Origin of the sequence: Halomonas marinisediminis, assembly GCF_004347715.1 — a bacterium.
GTDB classification, from domain to species: Bacteria; Pseudomonadota; Gammaproteobacteria; order Pseudomonadales; family Halomonadaceae; genus Halomonas; species Halomonas icarae.
Genome location: NZ_SLTR01000020.1, coordinates 21,190 through 45,041 on the forward strand (window position 1 = coordinate 21,190; position 23,852 = coordinate 45,041).

Here is a 23,852-nt window from a genome sequence, read left to right on the forward strand (position 1 = left end):
CGACTGGTTGGTGATTGGGGCCGGCTTCATTGGCCTGGCGCCAGCTCGGCGCCTCGCAGAGCTTCGTCCCGGTGATCGTGTCGTCCTGCTGGAGGCGCTGCGAGTTGGGCTGGGCGCCTCCGGAAGAAATACGGGGTTCGTGATTGATCTACCGCACAAGCGGAACTTGGAAGGTGACGACCTGGAGCGCAAGCAGAAGATGCTTTCGCTCAACTGTGCCGCGATCGATGACCTTGAGGCGCTGGTCACCCTTCATGGTGTCGATTGTGGCTGGTCCCGAGCCGGCAAGTACTAGGGGGCAGTGGGGGAACGCGGCCTCAACTTCCTGGAGCACCACGAGCGCCTGCTCAAGGATTTCGGTTATCCCTATCAGCGTCTGGAGCGAGATGCATTGGTTCTGTGCTTGGGAACACGCCACTACGCAGCAGCCATCTACACGGCCAACACGGCATTGATGCAACCAGGCGCCTTGGTAAGAGGGCTAGGGCAGATGCTTCCGGCCAATGCCGAACACTACGAGCATACGCCGGTAGTCAACTTGTCGCGTCACGGAGGAAAGTGGTGCGCTACGACCCCAGAGGGCGAGCTGCGTGCTACCAAACTCTTGTTGGGGTCCAATATTTATTTCAAGGAGTTCGGTTTCCTCAAACACAGGGTACTGCCGGTAATGACCTTCGCCAGCATGACCCGGGGGCCCTTACAGACGAGGAAATGCGCCTGTTTCCCGCAGCACCGCATCATTTCGGGTTGACGCCGGCGGATCACGCCGGCACGACGGTTCGCCTGACGCCTGACGCCTGACGCCTGACGCCTGACGCCTGACGCCTGACGCCGGATCGGCGGCTTATTGTCAGAAACCAGTATCGGTTCGTGCCCCGGTATCACGATGACCTTGCTGTACGCGTTCGAATTCGCCAAGGGCATCGTGACTCGTTCGAGGTCCGTTATCCCTCATTGACTCATGTGCCTTTCGAAGCCACTTGGGGAGGTGCCTGCGGATTATCGCGCAACTATACGGCCTTCTTCGATAAGGTCGGAGACGAGGCATGAATGTCAGGGGTACATCAGAGTGTTGGTGCTGCACGGGGGACCATCTCCGGCAAGCTTCTGGCGGAACTCGCCAGTGGCCAGGACTCCAGCCAGCTTTCCGACATGCTTGCCGTGTCCGGAACGCCTGCGCTCAATCCTCCCGAGCACGCGTCAGAAAATAGAAGAGGTGAAGCTGGCTGGTTCTTATGGTGTCTGCGCGGCAGACTGGGATGAAATTCTATTTTCACATAAAGCTGCTAAATGAATGACTTCCGTAGGAGTTAGGATGATACTTTAACAACCTGATTGGTCAAATAATGATCAATTCAGGTGACTCTATCGTATTATATAGGATGATACTTTATTTTCTACCCACAGCCGCTCCATATAGGGCTGCCCATGTGGGCCAATCCCGACTGGCGCGGCGGACTCTATCCTCCTCATGGCGGCGGCCTCGAGGAGTATGCCCGGGTCTTCACCTGCGTGGAGGGCAACACCACCTTCTACAGCGGCGCGCCACGCCCCGAGACGGTGGCGGCCTGGGCCCGTCAGGCACCCCCGGGCTTTCGTTTCTGCTTCAAGCTGCCTGCTGCCCTGACCCATGAGCGTCGTCTGGTGGATATCGAGGCCGAACTCGATGTCTTCCTCACGGCTCTCGAACCGCTGCACGATCGTCTGGGCCCGCTGATGATCCAACTTCCCCGGGATTTCGGTGGTGATGAACTGCCTCGTCTCGAGGCGCTTCTCGCACGCTGGCCGAGTGACATTCCCTGTGCGGTAGAGGTGCGTCACACTGATTTTTTCCACAAGGGGAGTGTCGAGCGACATTTCAATAGGATGTTGATAACTCGAGGTGTGGATCGGGTGATGCTCGATGTGCGCCCCCTCTTCGCCACCCCCGCCGGTGAGCATCCCGGCGTGCAGCAGGCGCAGCGCGAGAAGCCGAAACGTCCATTACACGTGCTTTCCACGGGAATCCGCCCCCTGGTGCGCTATATCGGCCACCATGACGCGGCCATCAATGAACATTACTTTGCAGCCTGGATAGAGCGCCTTTCCCTGTGGATAAAACAGGGGAAAACCCCTTATCTGATGGTGCATACACCGGATAACCGGCAGGCGCCCCAGCTGGCGCGACGCCTCCACGATCGCCTGGCAGAGCGATTGGCCCTGCCCCCCTTGCCGGCCTTCCCCGGCGAGGCCCAGGCTAGCCTGTTCGGGAGTTGATGCTTGCTCCCACCTGCGCCTAAAGAGCGAGTGCCAAACCACAGAAGACGCTGGCCATCGAGTGTTTGATCGGATAGTTTTATGGGCCGGAGCGCTCATACCCCGGATTCTGACTGGATATGGCGCCGAACCTGCGTCGATCTTGCGATGGTCCTGCGCTCCCGTGCTACTCGGTCAACGGCCACCCGCCGACGACCGTAAAGCGCAACGGCAGTGATCCTGCCCGGATCCTGTCATGCTCTGGACGGTGTCATGTAATCCATGACGCTCTGGACGTGGCAATGACAAGCACAAGCCGCCAACGCGCCGGATCGGCCGCTGGCGACACGTACATACAGGGTGAAACATGTCCAAACTCTCCCATGCACAGTGGTCATCGAAGATGGCCTTTATCCTGGCAGCCACCGGTTCGGCGGTGGGGCTGGGCAATATCTGGCGCTTCTCCTATATGGTAGGGGATAGCGGGGGCGCGGCCTTCGTGCTCATCTATCTGGCCTGCGTGGCCCTGGTCGGTCTGCCGATCCTGGTCGCCGAATGGCTGATCGGCCGCCGTGGCCAGAAGAACCCGATCAACTCGATGCTCGACCTGGCGCGTCAGAGCGGTCGTCTGCCAGCCTGGGCACTGGTCGGGGTCAGTGGCGTTCTGGGTGCCTTCCTGATTCTTTCCTTCTACAGCGTGATCGGCGGCTGGTCGCTCTTCTATACCCTGGGTTCGGTCACCGGAAAGTTCACGGGCATGGACTCCGAGGGCGTCGGCGCCATCTTCAGTGGTCTGCTGGGTAACGCCACTGCCTTGACCCTGTGGCATACCGCCTTCATGGCGCTGGTGATCTTTATCGTGGCTCGCGGCGTGACCAAGGGCCTGGAAGGTGCCGTCAAGACCCTGATGCCGGCACTGGTTATCCTGATGGTGGTGCTGGTGATCTATGGCATGACCACCGGTCACTTCGGTGAGGCCATGGCCTTCATGTTCAGCCCCGACTGGAGTGCGATCAACGGTGAGGTAGTGCTGGCCGCCATGGGACAGGCCTTCTTCACCCTGTCGCTGGGCATGGGCATCATGCTGGCCTATGGCTCCTATCTGGGTGAGGACGTCAGCCTGATCAGCACGGCACGCACGGTGATCATTCTGGATACCGCCATCGCGCTGCTGGCCGGCATGGCGATCTTCCCCATCGTCTTCGCCAACGGCCTGAGCCCGGGCGAGGGGCCGGGGCTGATCTTCGTCACCCTGCCGCTGGCCTTCGGCAACATGGCATGGGGTTCCCTCCTTGGCCTGGCGTTCTTCCTGCTGCTGACCTTCGCCGCCCTGACCTCGGCGATCTCGCTGCTGGAGCCCACGGTGGAACTGCTCGAGGAGCGTACGAAACTGTCTCGTGTCGCGGCCACCCTGGTGGCCGGTGTGGCGGTCTGGGTGCTGGGTATTGCGGCGCTGATGTCGTTCAACGTCTGGGACGAGTTCCTGATCCTGGGGCTGAACGTCTTCGACTTCCTGGACACCCTTACCAGCAAGTTCATGTTGCCGCTGACCGGCCTGGGCGCGATCCTGTTCGTGGCCTGGCGTCTCGACCGCGACAGTGTGATCAACGAGCTGGGGCTCTCGGCCGGTCAGGCCCAGGTGTGGCAGGTGGTGTCTCGTGTGGTGGCACCGATCGGGGTGGTCGTGGTGTTCGTCTACGGCCTGGTCTAGGCTCGCCGACCATCACGGTACCGGCTTCAAGCCCTGACGAGCCCCGCCCTGGCGGGGCTCGTTGCATATCGTGGTGTGACGTCAGTGCATGGCATCTTCGGTGAGCTCGGCTTCTGGCAACTCGGCGATCTCCCGAGCCAGCTGCTTGAACTCGCTGTGGAGCTCGATGCCACGCCGGGCGCGCAGGTGACGCTGGGCGGCGGTGCGGGTCCGCTCTTCGTGCTCATGGACTTCCATGCTCATGAAGATGTCGAGAAGTTCACTCTTCAGGGAGGTTAACCGTTCGGTCTTGTGCATGATCGACTCTCTCCTTGGACGCTACGCGACACTGCATTTATTACTATACATCACTTGACAGAATGATGACGGCGTGAGTCTTTTTCTTATGACGCTGCCTCAACGCTCCCCGAGCGGAGGCACACTGCACATTTGGCTCCGCCTTGGGGCATACTGTCGTTGGATACCATGAGTCAGATACCATGATCGTTCGTCATCGCATTGCGGTGGCCAGCCAAGGAGTTCCGTGTGAGTCGTGCCCTGTTCGATGAGATGAGACGCCGCATGGAGCACTTCCGCCGCTCCGAGCAGAAGGTGGCGCGCTTTGTGCTGCGCAACCCCGAGGAAGTGATCCATATGCGCATCGTCGACCTGGCAACCGAAGCCAAGGTCAGCGAACCGACGGTGGTGCGCTTCTGTCGGGCGCTGGGCTGCAATGGCTTCCAGGACTTCAAGCTCAAGTTGGCGCAGATGCTGGCGACCGGCAGTCAGTTCGCCCAGTTCTCGATGAACGACAGTGATTCGGTGGCGGAGTTTTCCCACAGCATCTTCGACTCCACCGTGGGCACCCTGCTGTCGGTGCGCGACCGCCTCGACAACGAGGCGCTGAGCAAGGCGATCAATGCCCTGGCCATGGCCAATCGGGTCGAGTTCTACGGCTTCGGGGCCTCCGGCGCGGTGGCCTTCGATGCCCAGCACAAGTTCTTCCGCCTGCAGATCTCCACCGCCGCCTATGCCGACCCGCATATGCAGAACATGTCGGCGGTGACCCTCAACGAGGGTGACGTGGTGGTGGCAATCTCCCAGACCGGCCGCACCCGGGCGCTGGTGGCCAGCGTGCGCCTGGCACGGGAGGCCGGTGCCACGGTGATCGGGCTGTGCCCCGATGGTTCGCCGCTGGCCGAGGAGGTGACCCTGCCGCTCTATATCGACGTTCATGAGGACACCGAGATCTACACACCCATGAGTTCGCGCATCGCCCATCTGGTGCTGGTCGATGTACTGGCCGTGGGCGTGGCCAAGACCCGCGGTCCCAAGCTCGCCGAGCAGCTTCGTGAAGTGAAGAAGAGCCTGACACCGCTGCGTTTTCCGGAGCAGGACGGCAAGCCCTAGGCCTGCGGCCAGCGACAAGCTTCAAGGCGCGAGCTACAAGGAACCCCCTTGTGGCTTGCAGCCCGGGACGAAGACTGACTTGCCCCTTGCCCCTTGCCCCTTGCCCCTTGCCCCTTGCCCCTTGCCCCTTGCCCCTTGCCCCTTGCGGCTATGCTAAGCTGTTCGCCCATTTTCCGAGCAGCGATGCCTTCCCATGGACGACGTCACGGCGATCCTCGACCACCTGAATGCCGCCCAGCGCGAGGCGGTCAGCGCCCCCCAGGGCAATATGCTGGTGCTGGCCGGGGCCGGCTCCGGCAAGACCCGGGTGCTGGTGCAACGCATCGCCTGGCTGATGCAGGCCGAGGGGCTCTCTCCCTATGCGGTGCTGGCCGTGACCTTTACCAACAAGGCGGCCCGCGAGATGCGCACGCGCCTGGAGGCGCTGGTAGGCACGTCACTGCGCCATGTCTGGGTCGGCACCTTCCACTCCATCGCCCATCGTCTGCTGCGCACCCACTGGCAGGATGCTCGCCTGCCCCAGCATTTCCAGATCATCGATAGCGATGACCAGCTGCGTCTGATCAAGCGACTGATCAGGGAGAACGACATCGATGACGAGCGCTTCCCGCCCCGTCAGGTGCAGTCGTTCATCTCCGGCTGCAAGGAGGAGGGGCTACGCCCCCATCAGGTCAATGTGCATGGCGATGCCTACCTGGGCCAGATGGTCGAGCTCTTTGATCGCTATCAGCTGACCTGCGAGCGTGGCGGCCTGGTGGACTTCGGCGAGCTGCTGCTGCGTAGCCTGGAGCTGCTGCGTGACAATCCGGCGCTACTGGCCCACTACCAGCAGCGCTTCGCCCATGTGCTGGTGGATGAGTTCCAGGATACCAATACCCTGCAATACGCCTGGCTCAAGCTGCTGACCGGCATGACCACACCGATGACCGTGGTGGGTGACGATGATCAATCGATCTACGGCTGGCGTGGCGCCCGTGTGGAGAATATTCGCCGCTTCGAGCGTGAGTTTCCGCAGACCAAGACGGTGCGCCTGGAGCAGAACTACCGCTCCACCAGTGCCATCCTCGAGGCCGCCAACGCCCTGATCAGTCACAATGCCGAGCGCATGGGCAAGACGCTATGGACCGCCGGCGAGCGCGGCGAGCCGATCTCGGTCTACAGCGGCTTCAATGATCTGGACGAGGCGCGCTTTATCGTCGACACGCTGCGCGAGCGGGTCGAGGAGGGTGTCAATCGCCGTGAGATCGCCATTCTCTACCGCTCCAATGCCCAGTCGCGGGTGATTGAAGAGACCCTGATTCGCCAGGGAGTCCCCTATCGTATCTATGGCGGTCATCGGTTCTACGAGCGTCTGGAAATCAAGAACGCCCTGGCCTACCTGCGACTTCTGCTCAACCGCGATGATGATGCCTCCCTGGAGAGGGTGATCAATGTGCCGGCCCGAGGCATCGGCACACGTACCGTGGAACTGCTGCGCCAGCGTGCTCGCGAGGGGAGCGTCTCGCTATGGCAGGCGCTCCATGATGGCCTGGTCGACGGCGCCCTCAAGGGGCGTGCCGGCACTGCCCTGCAGGCCTTCGCCGATCTGATCGACACTCTGGACAACGATGGCGCCGGCCTGGCGCTCCACGAGATCATCGACCATGTGATCGCGCGTACCGGGTTGCTCGAGCACCATCGCAATGAAAGGGGAGAGAAGGGGCAGGCGCGGGTCGAGAACCTCGAGGAGCTGGTCACCGCGGCCAGGGCCTTCACCCAGGGTGACGCCTTCGATGCACCGGAGGCCGGCGAGGGTGCCACGGCGCTGGAGGCCTTCCTCTCCGAGGCGGCGCTCAACGCCGGCGAGCATGAGGCCGACGAGTTCGAGGATAGCGTTCAGCTGATGACCCTGCACTCTGCCAAGGGTCTCGAGTTCCCGGTGGTGTTCATCGCCGGAGTGGAGGAGGGGCTCTTTCCCCACCGCATGTCGGCGGAGGAGCCAGGCCGCCTGGAGGAGGAGCGCCGCCTCTGTTATGTGGGCCTGACCCGCGCCATGCGCAAGCTCTATCTGACCCATGCCGAGATTCGCCGGCTGCATGGCAAGGAGACCTTCCAGCGCGCCTCGCGCTTCCTGCGCGAGATTCCCGAGGAGTATCTTGAGGAGGTGCGACTGCGCGGCCAGGTGTCGCGGCCGGTCACTGCCTCGCGGCCCACCGGGCTTCGCCAGAGCGGGGTCAACGGCGGCGATGACCTGCCCTCGCTCTCCCTCGGGCAGCGAGTCAGCCATCCGGTATTCGGGGAAGGGGTGATTCTCAATGCCGAGGGCGAGGGTCCCCGGGCGCGGGTACAGGTCAGCTTCGCTGGAGAGGGGGACAAGTGGCTGGTGTTGGGCTTCGCCAAACTGACGCCGCTGTGACCCTCAAGAGCGCATGACTTTCCGTTGACGTTCACTGCAGGCTTATGGCTTGTGAGTGTGTTCACGTCTGGAGCATACTGCCAGGCGGACACAGCCGCGCGACAGGCGCGGCACTCGCATAATAATCCGTACGGAGTGATGCCTGCATGCAACGTCGCAAGTTCTTGACCACCCTGGGTGCCGGCGCCGCCGGTGTGGTCGCTGCCCCCTTCGTCTCCACCGCCAAGGCCCAGGAGACCATCACCTGGAACATGGTCACCTCCTGGCCCAAGAACTTCCCGGCCCTGGGCACCGGTGCCAACGAGTTTGCCAAGCGCGTCGAAACGCTCTCGGGCGGGCGCATGCGCATTCGCGTGCATGGTGCCGGTGAGCTGGTGCCGGCGCTTGAAGTGTTCGATGCCGTGGCTGCCGGCACCGCCGAGATGGGACACTCCGCGGCCTACTACTGGCGCGGCAAGGTCGCGGCATCACAGTTCTTTACCGCCGTGCCCTTCGGCATGACGACCCAGGAGACCAACGCCTGGCTCTATTACGGCGGTGGCCAGGAACTGTGGGACGAGATCTACGCCAAGCACAACCTCAAGCCCTTTCCGGTGGGTAATACCACCACCCAGCCTGGTGGCTGGTTCAAGAAGGAGATCAACTCCCTGGAGGATCTGCAGGGGCTCAAGCTGCGTCTACCGGGCCTGGCCGGCGAGGCAATGAACCGTATCGGTGTCACCACCGTTACCATGCCGGGCTCGGAGATCTTCACCTCCATGCAGACCGGTGTGCTGGATGCCGCCGACTGGGTCAGCCCCTACAATGATCTGGCCTTCGGCCTTCACCAGGTAGCCGACTACTACTACACCTCGGCCTGGAACGAACCCAGTGCGATTCTCGAGGGTACCGTTAACCTGGATGCCTGGAATGCCCTGCCCGACGACCTCAAGGCGGTGGTGACCGAGGCGGCTCGGGCGTCCAATCTGGCGATGATCAGCGAGTTCACCTTCCGCAATGCCCAGGCTATGGATACCCTGGTCAACGAGCATGGTGTCAAGCTGCGTATCTTCCCCGAGGATGTGATGAAGGCGCTCTATGAAGCCTCCCAGGAGGTGATCGCCGAACAGGTCGAGAGTGACCCGGACTCGAAGAAGGTTCACGACTCCTATGTCGCCTTCCAGAAGCTGGTACGGGCGTCCAACGATGCCGGCGAGTTCGCCTATCTCAAGGCACGTGAGGCGGTGCAGCCCTGAGGGTATGATGCCTGGCGAGAGGGCCCGATAGGCCATGGCCTCTGGCGGATGCCACTGAACTGACGTGAATCGGCGATTATCTGCCAGGAGTTAGAGAAGGGAGCGGGGGCGCCGATGGTGCCCCCGCCTTGCATTGGTGTCAGGGCTCAGGTCTCGCGACGCACCGCGCGGATGCGGCCATTGTCATCCATGGCCACCATCACGAAGCGAGCCTCGGTCACCTTGTGGAGCTCATCGGGGTTGCGTTCATGGGGTTGGCGGATCCACACCTCGACGTCGATGCGGATGGAGCTATGGCCGATCTCCACCAGGCGGGTGAAGATATTGACCGTGGAGCCGACCCGCACCGGACACAGGAAGTCCATTGCCTCGATCGCCACGGTGGCGGTGCGACCGTTGGCCTCCCGGTCGGCCGCCAGCTCGGCGGCCTGATCCATATGAGCAACCAGCCAGCCCCCGGCGATATCGCCGTGGAGATTGGTGTCCTGGCGACTGGCCAGCAGCTTGAGAGTCAGCTCTCCCCGTGGGCGCGGGCTGTCATCGAGTTCTGTCATGGAGGTGTCATCATCCTGGCTTGTTATTGGGGGTGTGAGACCGGTCCCATGGTAAACCCGGTTTCGCTTGCCCTCCAGCCCCGCATGACCGGTGGCAGGGAGATGGTCGCGAGAAGGTGCTGCACAGATTGTTCGACGGGCTGCGGGGTGCGACTCCACAGTCGACCCTGAACGGTGGGATAGCATGAGCATAATACGTCAGAGAAAGAGGAGATTGCATGGTCTCGCTCGATGAGCGATGGGGGCAGTGCTGGATGGCTCTGCTGCTCGGCATGCTGCTGGCCTTGTTGGCGCCACGCTTGGCGGCGGATGAGATTATCGGACCGCTGAGTGCGGTGGGGTCGGATACCCTGGCGGGCCCCATGCTGCGCTGGGGGGAGCGGCTGGCCGAGCGCCATCCGGGGGTGCGCCTGCAGCTTCAGGCCAGTGGCTCGGCCAGCGCCCCGGCCGCGCTGACCGCTGGCACCGCGCGCCTGGGTGCGATGTCGCGGCCCATGAATGATCACGAACGCGAGGCCTTTATCGCCCGCCATGGCTACTCCCCCGTCGAACTGAAGGTCGCCCGCGATGCCCTGGTGGTCATCGTGCATCGCCACAATCCGCTGAAGCGCCTCGGTCATCGGGAGCTGGATGCCATCTTTTCGGAGTCGCGTCGCTGCGGTGCCGATCAGGGGATCGAACGCTGGTCCCAGCTGGGGGGCATGCTGCCGGCGGACCGTATCGTGCTGCATGGACGCAACGTCGCCTCGGGAACCCATGATCTGTTTCGCAGGCGAGCCCTGTGTGGTGGCGGTTTCCGGGTACGTCTCAACGAGCACCCCGGCTCGGCGGCGGTGGCAGCGGCGGTGGCGGCCGAGCCATCGTCCATCGGCTTCGTGGGCCTCAATCACCTGACCGCCGGCGTCAGGGCGCTTCAGCTCCATGACGCCCAGGGCCGGGTCGTCTCACCCGCGCCTCGGGCCGTACGCCGCGGCGACTATCCCCTGTGGCGTTACCTCTATCTCTACGTGAACCTGCCCCCCGGCAGTGCGCTGACGGGGCCGGAGCATGCCTTCCTCGAGCTGGTGCTCTCCCCGCAGGGCCAGGCGGTGGTCGAGGAGTTGGGCTTCGTCACCCTGACCGAGGAGCGGCTGATGCAGCAGCGCGACTGGCTGGCTTCACTGCCGATGGCCGAGTAGCGCTGTCACGCGACTGTCATCGTTCTGTCGTAAAGTGGTGTTCCTGCTTCTATCATCCGCGCCTGATGAGTGGCCATGATCGACTCTCGCCCACCTCACTCGCTGCACCTGCGTCGTCGCCGCCTTCGCGACCGCCTGGCGACCCTGCTGATCACCGCGGGGGGCATCGGCGTGCTGGTATCGGTACTGGCCATCGGGGTGTTTCTGGCGCTGGAGGTGATACCGCTCTTTCTGGGGGCGGATGCTATTGATACCGATGCGCTGTGGCGCCCTCAGCCGGTGGAGGGGGCCGCCGAGCCCCGGCATCGCTGGCGGCCCGACCCCCTGGGGGAGGCCAGTCCGGCGCATTACGGCATGCTGCCGCTTGCCTGGGGCACCCTCAAGGCCGCGCTGTGGGCACTGCTGTTTGCGGTGCCCCTGGCGCTGGGCGCCGCGGTGCATTCGGCGCTCTACATGCCGCGTCGCCTGCGGGCCCGGCTGAAGCCTACCCTGGAGCTGATGGAGGCCATGCCCGGGGTGGTGGTCGGTTTCGTTGCCGGCCTGCTGCTGGCGCCCTGGGTAGAGCGGCATTTAACCGCCACCTTGCTGCTGGTGGTCACCTTGCCCCTCGGGGTCGTGCTGGCTGGAGGCGTCAGGGGGCTGTTGCCGTCGCCACTGAGGAGGCGGCTGCCCCTTGGCTGGGCGGGAGTGTGGCTGATGCCCTGGCTGCTGATGGTGGGGGCCATCACCCTGTGGCTGGCGCCCTGGCTCGAGGCCGCGCTGGTGGGGGGAGATCTGCGTGGCTGGCTCGCCGCCACCCTGGGCCTCGACTATGCGGCGCGCAATGCCATGATCGTCGGTGTGGCCATGGGCTTTGCCGTGATCCCCGGCATCTATGCGCTGGCCGAGGATGCCCTGAACGGGGTGCCCGACAGCCTCGCCGAGGGTGCCCAGGCACTGGGTGCCACCCGCTGGCAGACGCTCTGGCGGGTGGTGCTGCCCGCGGCCTCACCGGGCATCCTGAGCGCGGTGATGATCGGCGCCGGCCGGGCGGTGGGCGAAACCATGATCGTGCTGATGGCCAGCGGCAACACCGCCCTGATGACCCTGAGCCCCCTGGAGGGGCTGCGCTCGCTGTCGGCGACCATTGCCATCGAGCTGCCTGAGGCCGCCGTCGGCGGTACCCACTATCGGTTGCTGTTCCTGGCGGCGCTGGTGTTGTTTCTCTTCACCTTCCTGGTCAATACCCTGGCCGAGGTGATGCGTACTCGCCTGCGGCGCCGCTATCAGCGCCGGGAGGGGGGAGCATGAGAGGGTCGTGGCGACGCTATGGTGAAGGCCCCTGGCCCTGGCTGGCCGCCGGCAGTGTGGCGCTGTCGCTGCTGATGCTGCTGGCACTGCTGTTGCTTCTGGCCACGCGTGGGCTGGGCCATTTCTGGCCCGCCGAGGTGGCCGTGGTGACGCCTCACGCCGGCTCGCCCTTCGCCGGCATCGCGGTGCGTGAGGAGACGATCCCCGGCGACACCCGGCGCGAGCGCCTCTACTTCACCGCCAACCGGGATCTGGAGGGTGGCCGCTGGCGCTGGGTCGAGCTGGGGGAGATCGCCAGGATCGACTACCCAGCCGAGCTGGTGATGATGGAGCGCAGCCGCTGGGGCGATCTTGTCGGTCGGTTGGTGGCGCTCGAAGGGGAGGAAGAGAGCCATGTCGGCGAGGCTGCCTGGCCCGCCCTGCAGGCGCGACTGAGGGTGCTGGAGAGGCTGCGCGACGAGCGCGACCGCCTGCGTGACGAGGTGGTGATGCCTCTGGTTCGCCGCCTCGAGACCGTCGACAGCGACGAGGCCCGCGCGGCGCTGGTCGCGGCCAATGGGCGAATCCGTGAGCTTCAGGCGGCCATGGGCGGCGCTACCCTGATAGTGGAGAGCGTCGACGGGCGGCGTGTCGAGCAGCCTCTGGAGGAGGTGCTGCGTGCCTGGCGGCCCAACGCCATGACGCTGCCCGATAGACTGGTTGCCTGGGGAGAGGGCGTGTGGCGCTTTCTCTCCGAGGGGCCACGCGCCGCCAACAGCGCCGGAGGGGTGTGGCCGGCGATCTTCGGTACCATGTTGATGGTGCTGCTGATGTCGCTGGTGGTGACCCCCTTCGGTGTGCTGGCCGCCATCTATCTCAATGAGGTGGCCCATCAGGGAGCGCTGACTCGCATCGTGCGCATCGGCGTGCGTAACCTGGCGGGGGTTCCCTCCATCGTCTTCGGGGTGTTCGGGCTGGGGCTGTTCGTCCATGGCATCGGCGGGAGCCTGGACGAGTGGTTCTTCAGCGAACGACTGCCATCCCCTACCTTCGGCACCGGCGGCCTGCTGTGGGCCTCCCTGACCCTGGCACTGCTGACCCTGCCGGTGGTGATCGTGGCCACCGAGGAGGGGCTGGCTCGGGTGCCCGACCATCAGCGGGAGGGAGCCCTGGCGCTGGGCGCCACCCGCATGGAGATGCTGACCCGAGTGGTGCTGCCGATGACGCTGCCCGCCATGCTGACCGGCATGATCCTGGCCGTGGCCAGGGCCGCCGGCGAGGTGGCGCCCCTGATGCTGGTGGGGGTCGCCAAGCTGGCCTCCCGGGTGCCGGTGGACGGTGACTTCCCCTTTCTGCATCTTGAACGCAAGTTCATGCATCTTGGCTACCATATCTACGATACCGCCCTCCATGGCGATGATGTCCAGGCCGCCATGCCGCTGGCCTTCGCCACGGCACTGCTGCTGGTGCTGGTGATCCTGCTGCTTAACCTGACTGCAATATTTCTGCGCCATCATCTGAGGCTGCGTCATGAGGTGCCGTCGCGCGTCTAGCGGTGGCCCCGAGGAGAATCTGTCTGGTGTCCGTTTTCATGTCGTCATCCGCCGCAAGAGGGCCGATCATCGACTTCGCCGCCTCCGAAAGCTGCCTGGAGATTACCGGGTTGAGCCTTGCGTATGGCGACAAGCCGGCGCTACGCGATCTCACCCTGCGAGTGCCGCGCCAGCGGGTGACGGCCTTTATCGGCCCATCCGGGTGCGGCAAGTCGACCCTGCTGCGTGCCTTCAACCGACTCCACGATCTCAACGAGGAGGTGGTGCGGTGCGGCGAGATTCGCCTCGAAGGGCAGGATATCCACGCCCCCGAAGTGGAGGTAGCGGAGTTGCGGCGCCGGGTGGGCATGGTCTTCCAGGCGCCCAATCCCTTCCCCATGTCGATCTATGACAACGTGGCCTTCGGTCTGCGCCTGCAGGGGGGGCTGCGCAGGCGCCAGATGGACGATAGCGTCGAGTGGGCACTGCGCTCCGCGGCCCTCTGGGAGGAGGTCAAGGATCGCCTACGGGCCTCGGCCTGGGCACTTTCGGGGGGGCAGCAACAGCGCCTGGTGATCGCCCGCACCCTGGCGGTTCAGCCCGAGGTGCTGCTGCTCGATGAACCGGCCTCTGCCCTGGATCCCATCTCGACGCTGAAGATCGAGGAGCTGATCGGCAACCTGAAGTCGCGCCTCAGCCTGGTGCTGGTCACCCACAACATGCAGCAGGCGGCACGGGTCTCCGATTTCACCGCCTTTCTCGAGCAGGGCGAGCTGGTGGAGTACGGTCCCACCCAGACGCTGTTCACCCATCCGCGCCTCGCGCGCACCGAGAACTACATCACCGGGCGCATGACCTGAAGGGTCCGGCCCCAAGGAGAGTCCCATGGACATCAGCAGCGATATCCACAGCCAGCACATTTCCCGTCAGTTCAATCAGGAGCTCGAGGAGCTCAAGACCCAGCTGATGGCGATGGGGGGGCTGGTCGAGAAACAGGTCCAGGATGCCGTGGCGGCCCTGCTCGAGGGGGATTCCGCACTGGGCCGTCGGGTGATCGACAATGATCGCACGGTCAACGATATGCAGATCAGGATCGATGCGGAGTGCACTCAGGTCCTGGCGCGACGACAGCCCACCGCGTCCGACCTGCGTCTGGTGCTGGCGGTGATCCGCGCCGCCTCCGATCTGGAGCGCATCGGCGACGAGGCGAGCAAGATAGCCCGCAACTCCTGTGAGTTGATCGAGGGCGATAACGGCAGCCGCGGCTTCGTGGAGGTACGCATGATCAGTGAGCATGTGCGACGCATGGTGCGCGATGCGCTGACCTCCTTCGCCAGGCTCGATACCGAGCTGGCGCTCAAGCTGGTCCACGAGGATGAGCAGGTCGACAGCGAGTACCAGAGCGCCATGCGCTCGCTGATGACCTTCATGATGGAGGATGCACGCTCGATCTCGTCGGTGCTCAGTCTGATGTGGATCCTGCGTGCCCTGGAGCGCATCGGCGACCATGCCAACAACCTCGCCGAGTATGTGGTCTATCTGGTCAACGGCATGGATATCCGCCATACCGCGCCAGATGACCTGAATGCCGAGGCCATTGTCCGCAGGGGTTGACCATCGCCGGTGTTTCGTCGTCAATAACGCAGCCCCTTGATCTCGACCGCTGCAAGAGACGCTGAAATGCTTGATGCCTTCACGGCCCTGGCCCGTGGTACCCGCCTGGTCTACGGTGCCGGCCTGCGCCGCTATGTGTTTGCCCCTATCGCCGTGAACCTGCTGGTCTACGTCGCCATGCTGTGGTTCGTGCTGGCCAATTTCGGCAGCTGGCTGGACCACTGGATGAGCCTGGTACCGGGCTGGCTCGCCTGGCTGGAGTGGTTGATCTGGCCGCTGTTCGTGGTCAGCCTGGTGCTGGTGGTGTTCTTCACCTTTACCCTGGTGACCCACCTTGTCGCCGCGCCCTTCTACGGCTTTCTGGCCGAAAGGGTGGAGATCGAGGCCACCGGCCGGCAGCCGCTGGATGACCGGGGCCTGACGAGAACCGCACTGGATGCCCTGGGCCGCGAGCTGGTCAAGCTGGTCTATATTCTGCCGCGCATGGCGGCGCTCTTCGTGCTCAGCTGGATTCCCGTGGTCAATCTGGTGGCCCCGCTGCTCTGGGCGCTGTTCTCGGCGTGGATGATGGCAATCACCTATCTCGACTACCCCATGGACAACAACAAGGTCAGCTTCGCCGAGATGCGACGTCGCCTCAGGGCGCGCTGGTGGCCGACCATGACCTATGGGGGCGGGGTGACCCTGATCACCTGGATCCCGCTGGCCAACCTCTTCCTGCTACCCGGGGCGGTGGCCGCCGCGGTGCTGATGTGGGACGGCCACTATCGTGACCTGCCCGCCGACCTGCCGACCCGTCGCTGAGGTTGCGTCAGGTCGCACTCGTTTCTCCCTCCAACCGGGTGGCGGGGAAGCAGCAGCGAAAGGTGGTGCCCTGGCGCGGCCGGGAGTCGATCTCCAGGCGGGCGTCGTGGCGCAGCAGCACGTGCTTGACGATGGCCAGGCCGAGGCCGGTTCCGCCGGTCGCCGTGCTGCGCCCCTTGTCGACACGGTAGAATCGCTCGGTAAGGCGCGGAACATGCACCGGATCGATGCCCTCGCCGTCGTCGACCACCTCCAGGTAGGCGCCATGGTCGGGCCCGGGGCGCCAGCTCAGGGCGATATGGCTGCCTTCGGGGGTGTAGCGCACGGCGTTGAAGGCCAGGTTGGAGAGGGCGCTGCGAATCTCCTGTTCACTGCCTAACAGGGCGCGAGGCTCCTTGAGCTCTACCCGGATGGTGTGGCGACCGCCGGATAGTGCCTCGGCATCCCGCTTTACGCCCTCCAGCAATCTGACCATGTCCAGCGGGGCATGGTCGCTTCCGCTGCGGTCGATCTCCAGCCGCGACAGCAGCAACAGGTCCTGGACCAGGTTCTGCATGCGGGTGGTCTGCTCCTGCATCTGGCCGAGCCCCCTGGCGAATCGTGGGGGCAGCTGGTCGGCGAAGCTGGCGTAGGTCTCCAGGTAGCCGGCCAGCACGGTGAGAGGGGTGCGCAGCTCATGGGAGACATTGGCCACGAAGTCGCGGCGCATCTCCTCGAGGCGATGCAGGCGTGTGATGTCGCGGGCCATCAGCAGCCGCTCGCCGTCGCCATAGAGGGTGATCTGAAACTGCAGGACGGTCCGCTCGTCGATGGGGGAGGGCAGGGTCAGGGGGTCGCGATAGTCGCGAGCATGGAAGTATTCGACGAAGCGCGGGTCGCGCAGCAGGTTGGTGATATGGTGGCCACGATCATGAGACGCTTGCAGCCCCAGCAGCCGTGACGCCGCGCTGTTCCACCACTCCATGTCGCCGTGGCGGTCGAGCATGACCACACTGTCGCGCATGGCCTCGGAGGACTCCTGAATTCGCCCCAGGGTACTGCGCAACCGCTCCTGGGCGATACGCTGGACCTTCTGGTAGCGGTAGAGGCGGTCCATCAGGTCACCCCATAGCCCGGCGGCCGAGGGCGGCTCGGCCTGGCTGTCATGGGTCAGCCAGTGGTGAAGACGACGCAGCTGATAGAGATGGTAGACAAGGCTCAGTGCAAGCCCCAGGGCCAGGCCGGCCCACTGCTCGCCCAGCGGCCAGCCGACTGCCAGACCGAGGCCGGCGAGCAGAAGCAGGCGCCCTAGCTCGTGCTTCCAGAGCCTCACGTCAGCCCTTGGCGGAGAACCGGTAGCCGGTGCCACGCACCGTCTGTACCAGGTGCTGGTGACGCTCGCCTAGCGCCTTGCGCAGGCGACGGATATGCACGTCGACGGTGCGCTCCTCCACGTAGACATTGCCGCCCCACACCTGATCGAGCAGCTGGCTGCGGGTGTAGGCGCGTTCCTGATGGGTCATGAAGAACTGCAGCAGGCGGTACTCGGTAGGACCCACGCCCAGTTCCTGCCCGTCGGCGCTGACCCGATGGCTGACCGGATCGAGCCGCAGGCCATCCACCTCCACTGCCTCCTCGACACCATGGGGCGTTGCCCGGCGCAGCACGGCCTTGAGACGCGCCACCAGCTCCCGAGGGGAGAAGGGCTTGGTGATATAGTCATCGGCGCCGGCCTCGAGCCCCTGGATCTTGTTGTCCTCCTCGCCCTTGGCGGTGAGCATGATGATCGGCAGTTCGGCGGTGGTCTCGTCGCGCTTGAGGCGCCTTGCCAGCTCGATGCCGCTGGTGCCGGGCATCATCCAGTCGAGCAGCAGGAGGTCGGGCTGGTGGTCGACGACCATGGCATGGGCGGTCTGGGCGTTGTCCGCCTCGAGCACGCGATAGTCGGCCATCTCCAGCGCCATGGCGATCATCTCGCGGATAGGCGCTTCATCATCGACGATCAGTACGGTCTTGGCGGTCATCCTGAAGCCTCGGGTCAATGACGGGTCGATGTCGAGTAGATCACGATATTATGACACTGACATGACAGGCGGGCCCGTACCGGAGGCCCGGCTACTGGATGCCTGGCCACAGGCTCAGGGCGATGCCCGCGAACACCAGCAGACCCGACCAGTAGTTGTTGAGGAAGGCCCGGAAGCAGGACTCGCGCTCGCGCTCGCGGATCAGCCAGTGCTGCCAGACGAAGGTGGCCGCCATGGCGAGCAGTCCCAGCCAGAAGAAGCCGCCCAGGGCGAGCCGTGTGCCGGCCCAGGCCAGCAGCAGCAGCGTGACGATCTGCAGCAGGCCGATCATGAAGCGGTCGGCACTGCCGAACAGCACCGCGGTGGACTTGATGCCGACCTTCAGGTCGTCGTCGCGATCGACCATGGCGTACTGGGTGTCGTAGGCGATGGTCCACATCACGTTGGCGGCGAACAGCAGCCACGCCTCGACGGGCACATGGCCCAGCACCGCGCCGTATGCCATGGGGATCGCCCAGGAGAATGCCGCTCCCAGAAACAGCTGCGGCAGATGGGTGTAGCGCTTCATGAAGGGGTAGATGAAGGCCAGTATCACTCCACCGATGGAGAGCAGCACCGTGAACAGGTTGGTGAACAGCACCAGCACGAAGGCGCCCGCCACCAGCATCAGAAACAGCGCCTGGGCCTCTCCCTCGCCGATGCGCCCGGTGGCCAGGGGGCGGTCGAGGGTGCGCTTGACGTAGCCGTCCACATGGCGATCGGCGTAGTCATTGATCACGCAGCCGGCGGCACGCATCAGATAGACGCCGGCGATGAAGATCAGCAGCAGGCGACGGCTGGGCAATCCCTCGGCGGCGGTCCACAGCGCCCACAGGGTAGGCCACATCAGTAGCCAGGTGCCGATGGGACGATCGAGACGTGTCAGGCGCAGGAAGTCGGGGAGTCGGGCCAGGCCCGTGGGGCGCATCAAAGAGCGGTCCATCTCTACCTCGTGGCGGGTGGGAACACCAAAGCCTAGCGCGAAGGCAGGCCGAGGTCATCCGCCATGGCGTCGAGGAACCACTCCTGCACCAGCACGCGGAAACCGCCGTGGTGAAATACCGAACGGCGCCCCCAGGGCCCGTGTGCCTCATGGAAGCCTGCCGGGTCACGGGTGACCTCGATCTCGCCGCGCTCGAGGTCGGGCTGGCGGAACAGCCAGCTGCCCAGAGAGCGCTCGCCGAGATGCGCCAGGTCGTGGGCGGGCAGGCCTTCGAGCGGGGCCACCGAGCGTGCCACTACCCAGGGCGTTTCGCCCAGGCATAGGGCGACCTCGCGCTGCCAGGCCTGGCGGCCCGTGGGCAGGCCCAACGCCTGTGCCTCGTCGCGCCGCAGCGCACCGGTGCGCTGGTCGATCAGGTGTACCCGAAAGGGGCGCGGACGACCCGCTTCGGTGAGGCGCAGGGTCAAGGAGTCCCGCGAGCCTACCCACCGTCGCCAGGCCGGACTCATGGCGGGGCGGATGGCGGCCAGGGGTAACCAGCGCACGGGGCCATGCTTGGCGTGGGATCGGGAATCGGACACCGCGGACTCTCTGTCCATCCATGGGGACGGGTAGTGTACCATGCACAACCACCACCCATCCTCGACGAGGAGACCCATGAGTGCCCCCCTGACCATTCTCGGTAGCGGCATGGCGGGCCTTGGCCTGCTGCGCCAGCTGCGTGCCCTGGACAAGGAGCGGTCGGTGACCCTGATCACTGCCGACAGCGGTGATGACTACTCCAAGCCGCTGCTCTCCACCGGCTTCACCAAGGGGCTGCCACCCGAGCGGCTGGCGGCTCGTGATGCCCTGGCGGTGGCCGAATCGCTGAATGCAGTGGTGCGCATCCAGACTCGCGTTGACGCCATCGATACCGACTCCCGCACCCTGCATATCGGGGAGGAGCGGCTGACCTACGGCGAGCTCGTGCTGGCGACCGGAGCGGCGCCCACCACGCCCTTCGATATTCCAAAATCCCTGGCCGGTCGAGTGATGACGGTCAACGACCTGGATGATTATCGGGCCTTCCACGCCGCGATAGGCGCCCTCGGTCGCCCCGCCCGAGTGGCCATCATCGGTGCCGGCCTGGTGGGTTGCGAGTTCGCCAACGACCTGCTGGCGGGCGGCCACCGGGTGACCCTGATCGCGCCGGAAGCCGCACCACTGCCGCGGCTGCTCCCCGAGCCGCTGGGCCGGGTGCTGGGTGAGGCGTTTCGAGAGTCGGGCATGGGACTGTCCTTAAGCACCGGCGTCGCCGGGCTGGGGGACCAGGGCAGCGATGTCATCGTTGATCTCGACAGCGGTGGGTCGGTGGTGGCCGATCTGGTGCTGCTGGCGACGGGGCTGCGGCCCCGCACGGCCCTGGCCGAGAGGGCGGGGCTCGAGGTCAGCCCCGCGGGGATTCAGACCGATCGCCAGATGGCGACATCGGCGCCGGGTGTGTTTGCCCTGGGGGATGTGGCCTGCGTTGAGGGTGTCAATGCCATGTATGTGCAGCCGCTGCAGGCCGGCGCCAAGGCGTTGGCGAAGACGCTTGCCGGCACGCCTACGTCGGTGCGTTATGGCCCCTGGCCGGTGCTGGTCAAGACGCCGTTGCTGCCGGTGGTATCGCTGCCGCCCCCGTATCCTCCGGCACGTTGGCGCATCGAGGGTAACGCTTGGGACTTGACCGCACTGGCCGAGGCCGAGGACGGACGTTTGATCGGATTTGCGTTGACAGGAAGCTGCGTGCGTCGGAAAGTCGAGCTGGCGCGGGCTGCGCCGGCGTTGCTAGGCTAGGTCGGCGTTAGTAGCCCCAGGGCTGCCCTAGTCTGTCTTTCGACGCCGCTCGCTTTTCGCCCGTTGAGACAGCCAGGTGAACGGCGAGCGTCGTCTGCCATGACAATAGACCTCCCGACCGAGGTGTCGGGATCCAGTGTCAATACCAGGAGGGTTGTATGCGTAAGCCAGAACTCGCAGCGGCGATAGCCGAACGTGCCGATCTATCCAAGGACAAGGCGAGCCAGGTGCTCAATGTCATTCTCGACGAGATCACCGGGAGTGTCTCCCAGGGGCAGGATGTCACCCTGATCGGCTTCGGTACCTTTGTCGTGCGCGAGCGTGCCGCGCGCACCGGCAAGAACCCCCAAACCGGTCAGCCGTTGAACATTCCGGCCAGCAAGACCGTGGCCTTCAAGCCGGGCAAGGGCCTCAAGGACGCCGTGGCCAAGTAATTCCAGGATAAACAACTCCAGGAAGTGCAACTCCAGGAAGTGCAACTCCGGGAAAGTGCCCCCGAACGCCTGGCTCCTTTCTGGTGCCAGGCGTTTTCCCCCATATTTTCCAGGGATCCGGTGGTGATGATATGAAGCTGAAACTGATGCTCTGGGTGCTGGGGTGGCTACTCAAGCGCGCCTTGCGTCGCAAGGCGCGCTTCCGCGAGCTCCTCAACGAGATGGGCCATCTCGACTGGGGGGTGGCCACCGAGGATCTCGCCATTGCTCGCCACTACCGCATGTCGCCTCGTGGTATCGAGCATGGTCGCGGCCTGCCGGTGGATCTCGACCTGGAGCTGCGCTTCGAGGATGCCACCACCGCGCTTGAGGTGCTGCGCAAGCCGAGCCAGCAGGTCTTTCTCGACGGCATGATGGAGGGCCGTGTGCGCCTGGTGGGTGATGCCAACGACCTGCAGCGCCTGCAGAAGTTGCTGCGCCACCTCTGACACCTCTCACCATGTCTCCGTCACTGGTCCTGCGGCGCTTCTGGACCCTAGAGCCCGCCGCCTACAGCCTGCGGGTGTTTATTGCCCTGGGTGGCATCACCCTGTTGTGCTGGTGGCGCGGCGATATGGCCAGCCTGATTCCGCTGTTCCTGGGGGCCATCGCCTGTGCCCTGGCCGAGACCGATGACGACTGGCCCGGGCGGCTGGCCGCCCTGCTGGTCACCCTGGTCTGCTTCGCGCTGGCCTCGCTGGCGATGGAGCTGCTCTTCGTCCATCCCTGGCTCCTCGTCATGAGCCTGGGTGTGGCCGCCTTCGGCATGACCATGTTCGGCGCCGTCGGTCAGCGCTACGCCACCATCGCCAACGCCACCCTGATTCTGGCCATCTACACCCTGATCAGCCTCGAGCAACGCGGCAGCCCGGTGCTGGATGAATTGTGGCGGGAACCGTCGTTGCTGGTGGTCGGTGCCGCCTGGTATGGAGTGATCTCGGTCGTTTGGTGTGCGTTCTTCTCGCGTCAGCCGCTGCAGCTTGCCCTGGCACGGCTCTACCGTGAGCTGGCCCGTTACCTCGGCCTCAAGGCGGCGCTGTTCGAGCCCTTGCGCGAACTGGATGTGGAGAGCCGGCGCCTGGCCCTGGCGCATCAGAATGGCGTTGTGGTGGAGGCCCTCAACGACGCCAAGGAGCGCCTCTTCCGTCGCCTGGAGGGGCAGCGCGAATCGCCGCGCCTGGCCCGTTATCTGGGGCTCTACATGATCGCCCAGGAGATCCATGAGCGGGCCAGCTCCTCCCACTCCCCCTATGCCGAGCTGGCCGAGGCATTCTTTCATCACGATGTGCTGTTTCGAATGCAGCGGGTACTCTCCCGACAGGGCGAGGCGTGCCGGACCCTGGCCCGGGGGCTGCTGCTCAAGCGCAGCTTCGATCTGGCCCCGAGCGAGCAGGCGCTGGTCGATCTCGACGCCTCCCTGGTACATCTGCGCGGGGAGCTGACCGACGAGCGCAAGGCGCTGCTGCCCGCCCTGGAGGCCGTGGCCGATAACCTGGCGACCCTGGCACGAGCCCTGGCCAGGGCCCGTCACCCGGAGCTCGGGGGGAGCGGTGACAAGGTGCTCCACGACCGCACTCCTCAGGGTCTGGGGGAGGTCATCGAGCGCCTGCAGGCGCAGCTGACCCCAGGCTCACCGGTCTTTCGTCACGCCGTACGGTTAGCTACCACCCTGGTAGCCGGCTTCGGCCTGTTGCATCTGATCCATCCCACCCAGGGCTACTGGATACTGTTGACCAGTCTGTTTGTCTGTCGCCCCAGCTTCGGGGCCACCCGGCGCTTTCTGTGGCAGCGCATCCTGGGAACGGTGCTGGGGCTGGTGGCGGGGTGGGCGCTGATCACGCTGTTTCCGGCGCCGGCGCTCCAGGCGGGAATCGCGGTAGTCGCCGGGGTCGCCTTCTTTGCCCTGCGCGGTCGTCACTACACCCTGGCCACGGCGGCCATCACTCTGATGGTGCTGAGCTGTTTCAATCAGGTGGGCGACGGCTTCGGGCTGATCTGGCCCCGTCTGGTGGATACCCTGCTGGGCGCGGGTATTGCCGGGCTGGCGGTTCTGACCATACTTCCCGACTGGCAGGGCAGACGACTGCATCGCCAGGCCGCCGCCGCCGTGGCCTCGGAACGGGACTACCTGGCGGCACTGGTGGCGCAGTACGCCGAGGGCAAGCGTGACGACCTGACCTATCGACTGGCGCGGCGTAATGCGCATAACGCCGATGCGGAGCTCGCCGCCATGTTGGCCAATATGCAGCAGGAGCCGGGCCCCTTTCGACGTGATGCCGAGCGGGGAGTGCCTTTCCAGCTGCATGCCCATACCCTGCTCAACTACCTGTCCGCCCTGGGTGCCCATCGCGGCGAGAGCCAGGGAGTCACCCCGGCGGAGAGTGCCCTGGCCGAGGCGATTCTCACCGAGCTGGATGGGCTGGCCCTGGCGCTGGAGCGGCGCGAGCCGATCCCCCCGGGGGAGGCACTCGAGGCAGCCAAAGGGGAACCGGGCTCCTTGCTGGGCGCGCAGCTGATGCTGATCGCTCGACAGCTGACACCGTTGCGGGAAGCGGGAGCCGCGCTTTTCGCGGAGCGGTAGTAAGAGCTCCGCTTCGCCGAGGCCGGTAAGCTGTAAGCTATAAGTTTTAAGAACCCCCCTTGCCGCTAGGCTTGGGGGT

General features: G+C 64.9%; 21 protein-coding genes and 1 pseudogene. 16 read left to right on the forward strand and 6 right to left on the reverse strand.

Features of this window, described 5'->3' with window-relative positions:
- Window positions 1–10: 10 nt before the first annotated feature.
- From E0702_RS20090 to E0702_RS13405, 3 genes and pseudogenes are all read left to right on the forward strand, one after another.
- Window positions 11–751: pseudogene (locus E0702_RS20090) on the forward strand (NAD(P)/FAD-dependent oxidoreductase).
- 677 nt (window positions 752–1,428) lie between these two features.
- Window positions 1,429–2,256 carry a DUF72 domain-containing protein gene (locus tag E0702_RS13400; RefSeq protein WP_132044659.1) on the forward strand — a complete coding sequence of 276 codons (828 nt, stop codon included), beginning with the start codon at window positions 1,429–1,431 and terminating at the stop codon, window positions 2,254–2,256.
- 346 nt (window positions 2,257–2,602) lie between these two features.
- A complete protein-coding gene (locus tag E0702_RS13405; RefSeq protein ID WP_132044661.1) occupies window positions 2,603–3,946 on the forward strand; it encodes a sodium-dependent transporter in 1,344 nt (447 codons plus the stop codon).
- A gap of 81 nt (window positions 3,947–4,027) precedes the next feature.
- Here the strand turns inward: E0702_RS13405 and E0702_RS13410 are convergent, their stop codons facing one another.
- Window positions 4,028–4,243 carry a PA3496 family putative envelope integrity protein gene (locus E0702_RS13410; protein WP_132044663.1) on the reverse strand — a complete coding sequence of 72 codons (216 nt, stop codon included), beginning with the start codon at window positions 4,241–4,243 and terminating at the stop codon, window positions 4,028–4,030.
- Between the two features lie 228 nt (window positions 4,244–4,471).
- On the opposite strand from E0702_RS13410, the gene hexR reads away from it, so the two are divergent.
- The 3 genes from hexR to E0702_RS13425 all read left to right on the forward strand — a co-directional run bounded on the left by hexR (window position 4,472) and on the right by E0702_RS13425 (window position 8,965).
- The gene (gene hexR / locus E0702_RS13415; protein ID WP_132044665.1) at window positions 4,472–5,335 is read left to right on the forward strand and encodes a transcriptional regulator HexR; all 864 of its coding nucleotides are present in this window, start codon (window positions 4,472–4,474) and stop codon (window positions 5,333–5,335) included.
- Window positions 5,336–5,528: 193 nt separating this feature from the next.
- Window positions 5,529–7,730 carry a DNA helicase II gene (gene uvrD / locus E0702_RS13420; protein ID WP_132044667.1) on the forward strand — a complete coding sequence of 734 codons (2,202 nt, stop codon included), beginning with the start codon at window positions 5,529–5,531 and terminating at the stop codon, window positions 7,728–7,730.
- Window positions 7,731–7,876: 146 nt separating this feature from the next.
- Window positions 7,877–8,965, forward strand: a complete 1,089-nt coding sequence (locus tag E0702_RS13425) for a TRAP transporter substrate-binding protein (protein WP_132044669.1) — start codon at window positions 7,877–7,879, stop codon at window positions 8,963–8,965.
- A 146-nt stretch (window positions 8,966–9,111) separates the two neighbouring features.
- Here the strand turns inward: E0702_RS13425 and E0702_RS13430 are convergent, their stop codons facing one another.
- The gene (locus E0702_RS13430) at window positions 9,112–9,519 is read right to left on the reverse strand and encodes an acyl-CoA thioesterase (RefSeq protein WP_132044671.1); all 408 of its coding nucleotides are present in this window, start codon (window positions 9,517–9,519) and stop codon (window positions 9,112–9,114) included.
- A gap of 218 nt (window positions 9,520–9,737) precedes the next feature.
- Here E0702_RS13430 and E0702_RS13435 point away from each other — a divergent pair, with 218 nt between their 5' ends.
- The 6 genes from E0702_RS13435 to cysZ all read left to right on the forward strand — a co-directional run bounded on the left by E0702_RS13435 (window position 9,738) and on the right by cysZ (window position 15,916).
- On the forward strand, window positions 9,738–10,697 hold the full coding sequence (locus E0702_RS13435) for a PstS family phosphate ABC transporter substrate-binding protein (RefSeq protein WP_240721756.1): 960 nt from the start codon (window positions 9,738–9,740) through the stop codon (window positions 10,695–10,697).
- A 75-nt stretch (window positions 10,698–10,772) separates the two neighbouring features.
- Complete coding sequence (locus E0702_RS13440; RefSeq protein ID WP_132044673.1) at window positions 10,773–11,987, forward strand: ABC transporter permease subunit; 1,215 nt, start codon at window positions 10,773–10,775, stop codon at window positions 11,985–11,987.
- Complete coding sequence (gene pstA / locus E0702_RS13445) at window positions 11,984–13,519, forward strand: phosphate ABC transporter permease PstA (RefSeq protein ID WP_132044675.1); 1,536 nt, start codon at window positions 11,984–11,986, stop codon at window positions 13,517–13,519. Before E0702_RS13440 ends, pstA begins: the two co-directional genes overlap by 4 nt.
- 38 nt (window positions 13,520–13,557) lie before the next feature.
- Window positions 13,558–14,358 carry a phosphate ABC transporter ATP-binding protein PstB gene (gene pstB / locus E0702_RS13450; protein WP_165927531.1) on the forward strand — a complete coding sequence of 267 codons (801 nt, stop codon included), beginning with the start codon at window positions 13,558–13,560 and terminating at the stop codon, window positions 14,356–14,358.
- 25 nt (window positions 14,359–14,383) lie between these two features.
- Window positions 14,384–15,112: a phosphate signaling complex protein PhoU gene (phoU, locus tag E0702_RS13455; RefSeq protein WP_132044677.1), complete on the forward strand. Its 729-nt coding sequence runs from the start codon at window positions 14,384–14,386 to the stop codon at window positions 15,110–15,112.
- 66 nt (window positions 15,113–15,178) lie between these two features.
- Window positions 15,179–15,916 (forward strand): sulfate transporter CysZ, encoded by a 738-nt coding sequence (gene cysZ, locus E0702_RS13460; RefSeq protein WP_132044679.1) that lies wholly within the window; start codon window positions 15,179–15,181, stop codon window positions 15,914–15,916.
- A 7-nt stretch (window positions 15,917–15,923) separates the two neighbouring features.
- On the opposite strand, the gene phoR is transcribed toward cysZ, so the two are convergent.
- From phoR to E0702_RS13480, 4 genes are all read right to left on the reverse strand, one after another.
- The gene (gene phoR, locus E0702_RS13465; protein ID WP_132044681.1) at window positions 15,924–17,228 is read right to left on the reverse strand and encodes a phosphate regulon sensor histidine kinase PhoR; all 1,305 of its coding nucleotides are present in this window, start codon (window positions 17,226–17,228) and stop codon (window positions 15,924–15,926) included.
- 1 nt (window position 17,229) lies between these two features.
- Window positions 17,230–17,919, reverse strand: coding sequence for a phosphate regulon transcriptional regulator PhoB (phoB, locus tag E0702_RS13470; RefSeq protein ID WP_132044683.1), 690 nt, complete (start codon window positions 17,917–17,919; stop codon window positions 17,230–17,232).
- A gap of 91 nt (window positions 17,920–18,010) precedes the next feature.
- Window positions 18,011–18,901: a 4-hydroxybenzoate octaprenyltransferase gene (gene ubiA / locus E0702_RS13475; protein ID WP_132044685.1), complete on the reverse strand. Its 891-nt coding sequence runs from the start codon at window positions 18,899–18,901 to the stop codon at window positions 18,011–18,013.
- Window positions 18,902–18,933: 32 nt separating this feature from the next.
- Window positions 18,934–19,482, reverse strand: coding sequence for a chorismate--pyruvate lyase family protein (locus E0702_RS13480; protein ID WP_240721757.1), 549 nt, complete (start codon window positions 19,480–19,482; stop codon window positions 18,934–18,936).
- Window positions 19,483–19,558: 76 nt separating this feature from the next.
- Between E0702_RS13480 and E0702_RS13485 the strand changes: the two genes are divergently transcribed.
- From E0702_RS13485 to yccS, 4 genes are all read left to right on the forward strand, one after another.
- A complete protein-coding gene (locus E0702_RS13485) occupies window positions 19,559–20,719 on the forward strand; it encodes an FAD-dependent oxidoreductase (RefSeq protein ID WP_132044687.1) in 1,161 nt (386 codons plus the stop codon).
- 158 nt (window positions 20,720–20,877) lie between these two features.
- The gene (locus tag E0702_RS13490; protein WP_132044689.1) at window positions 20,878–21,153 is read left to right on the forward strand and encodes an HU family DNA-binding protein; all 276 of its coding nucleotides are present in this window, start codon (window positions 20,878–20,880) and stop codon (window positions 21,151–21,153) included.
- Window positions 21,154–21,284: 131 nt separating this feature from the next.
- On the forward strand, window positions 21,285–21,641 hold the full coding sequence (locus E0702_RS13495; RefSeq protein WP_132044691.1) for a hypothetical protein: 357 nt from the start codon (window positions 21,285–21,287) through the stop codon (window positions 21,639–21,641).
- Between the two features lie 11 nt (window positions 21,642–21,652).
- Window positions 21,653–23,773 carry a YccS family putative transporter gene (yccS, locus tag E0702_RS13500; RefSeq protein ID WP_132044693.1) on the forward strand — a complete coding sequence of 707 codons (2,121 nt, stop codon included), beginning with the start codon at window positions 21,653–21,655 and terminating at the stop codon, window positions 23,771–23,773.
- The last annotated feature ends 79 nt before the right edge of the window (window positions 23,774–23,852 follow it).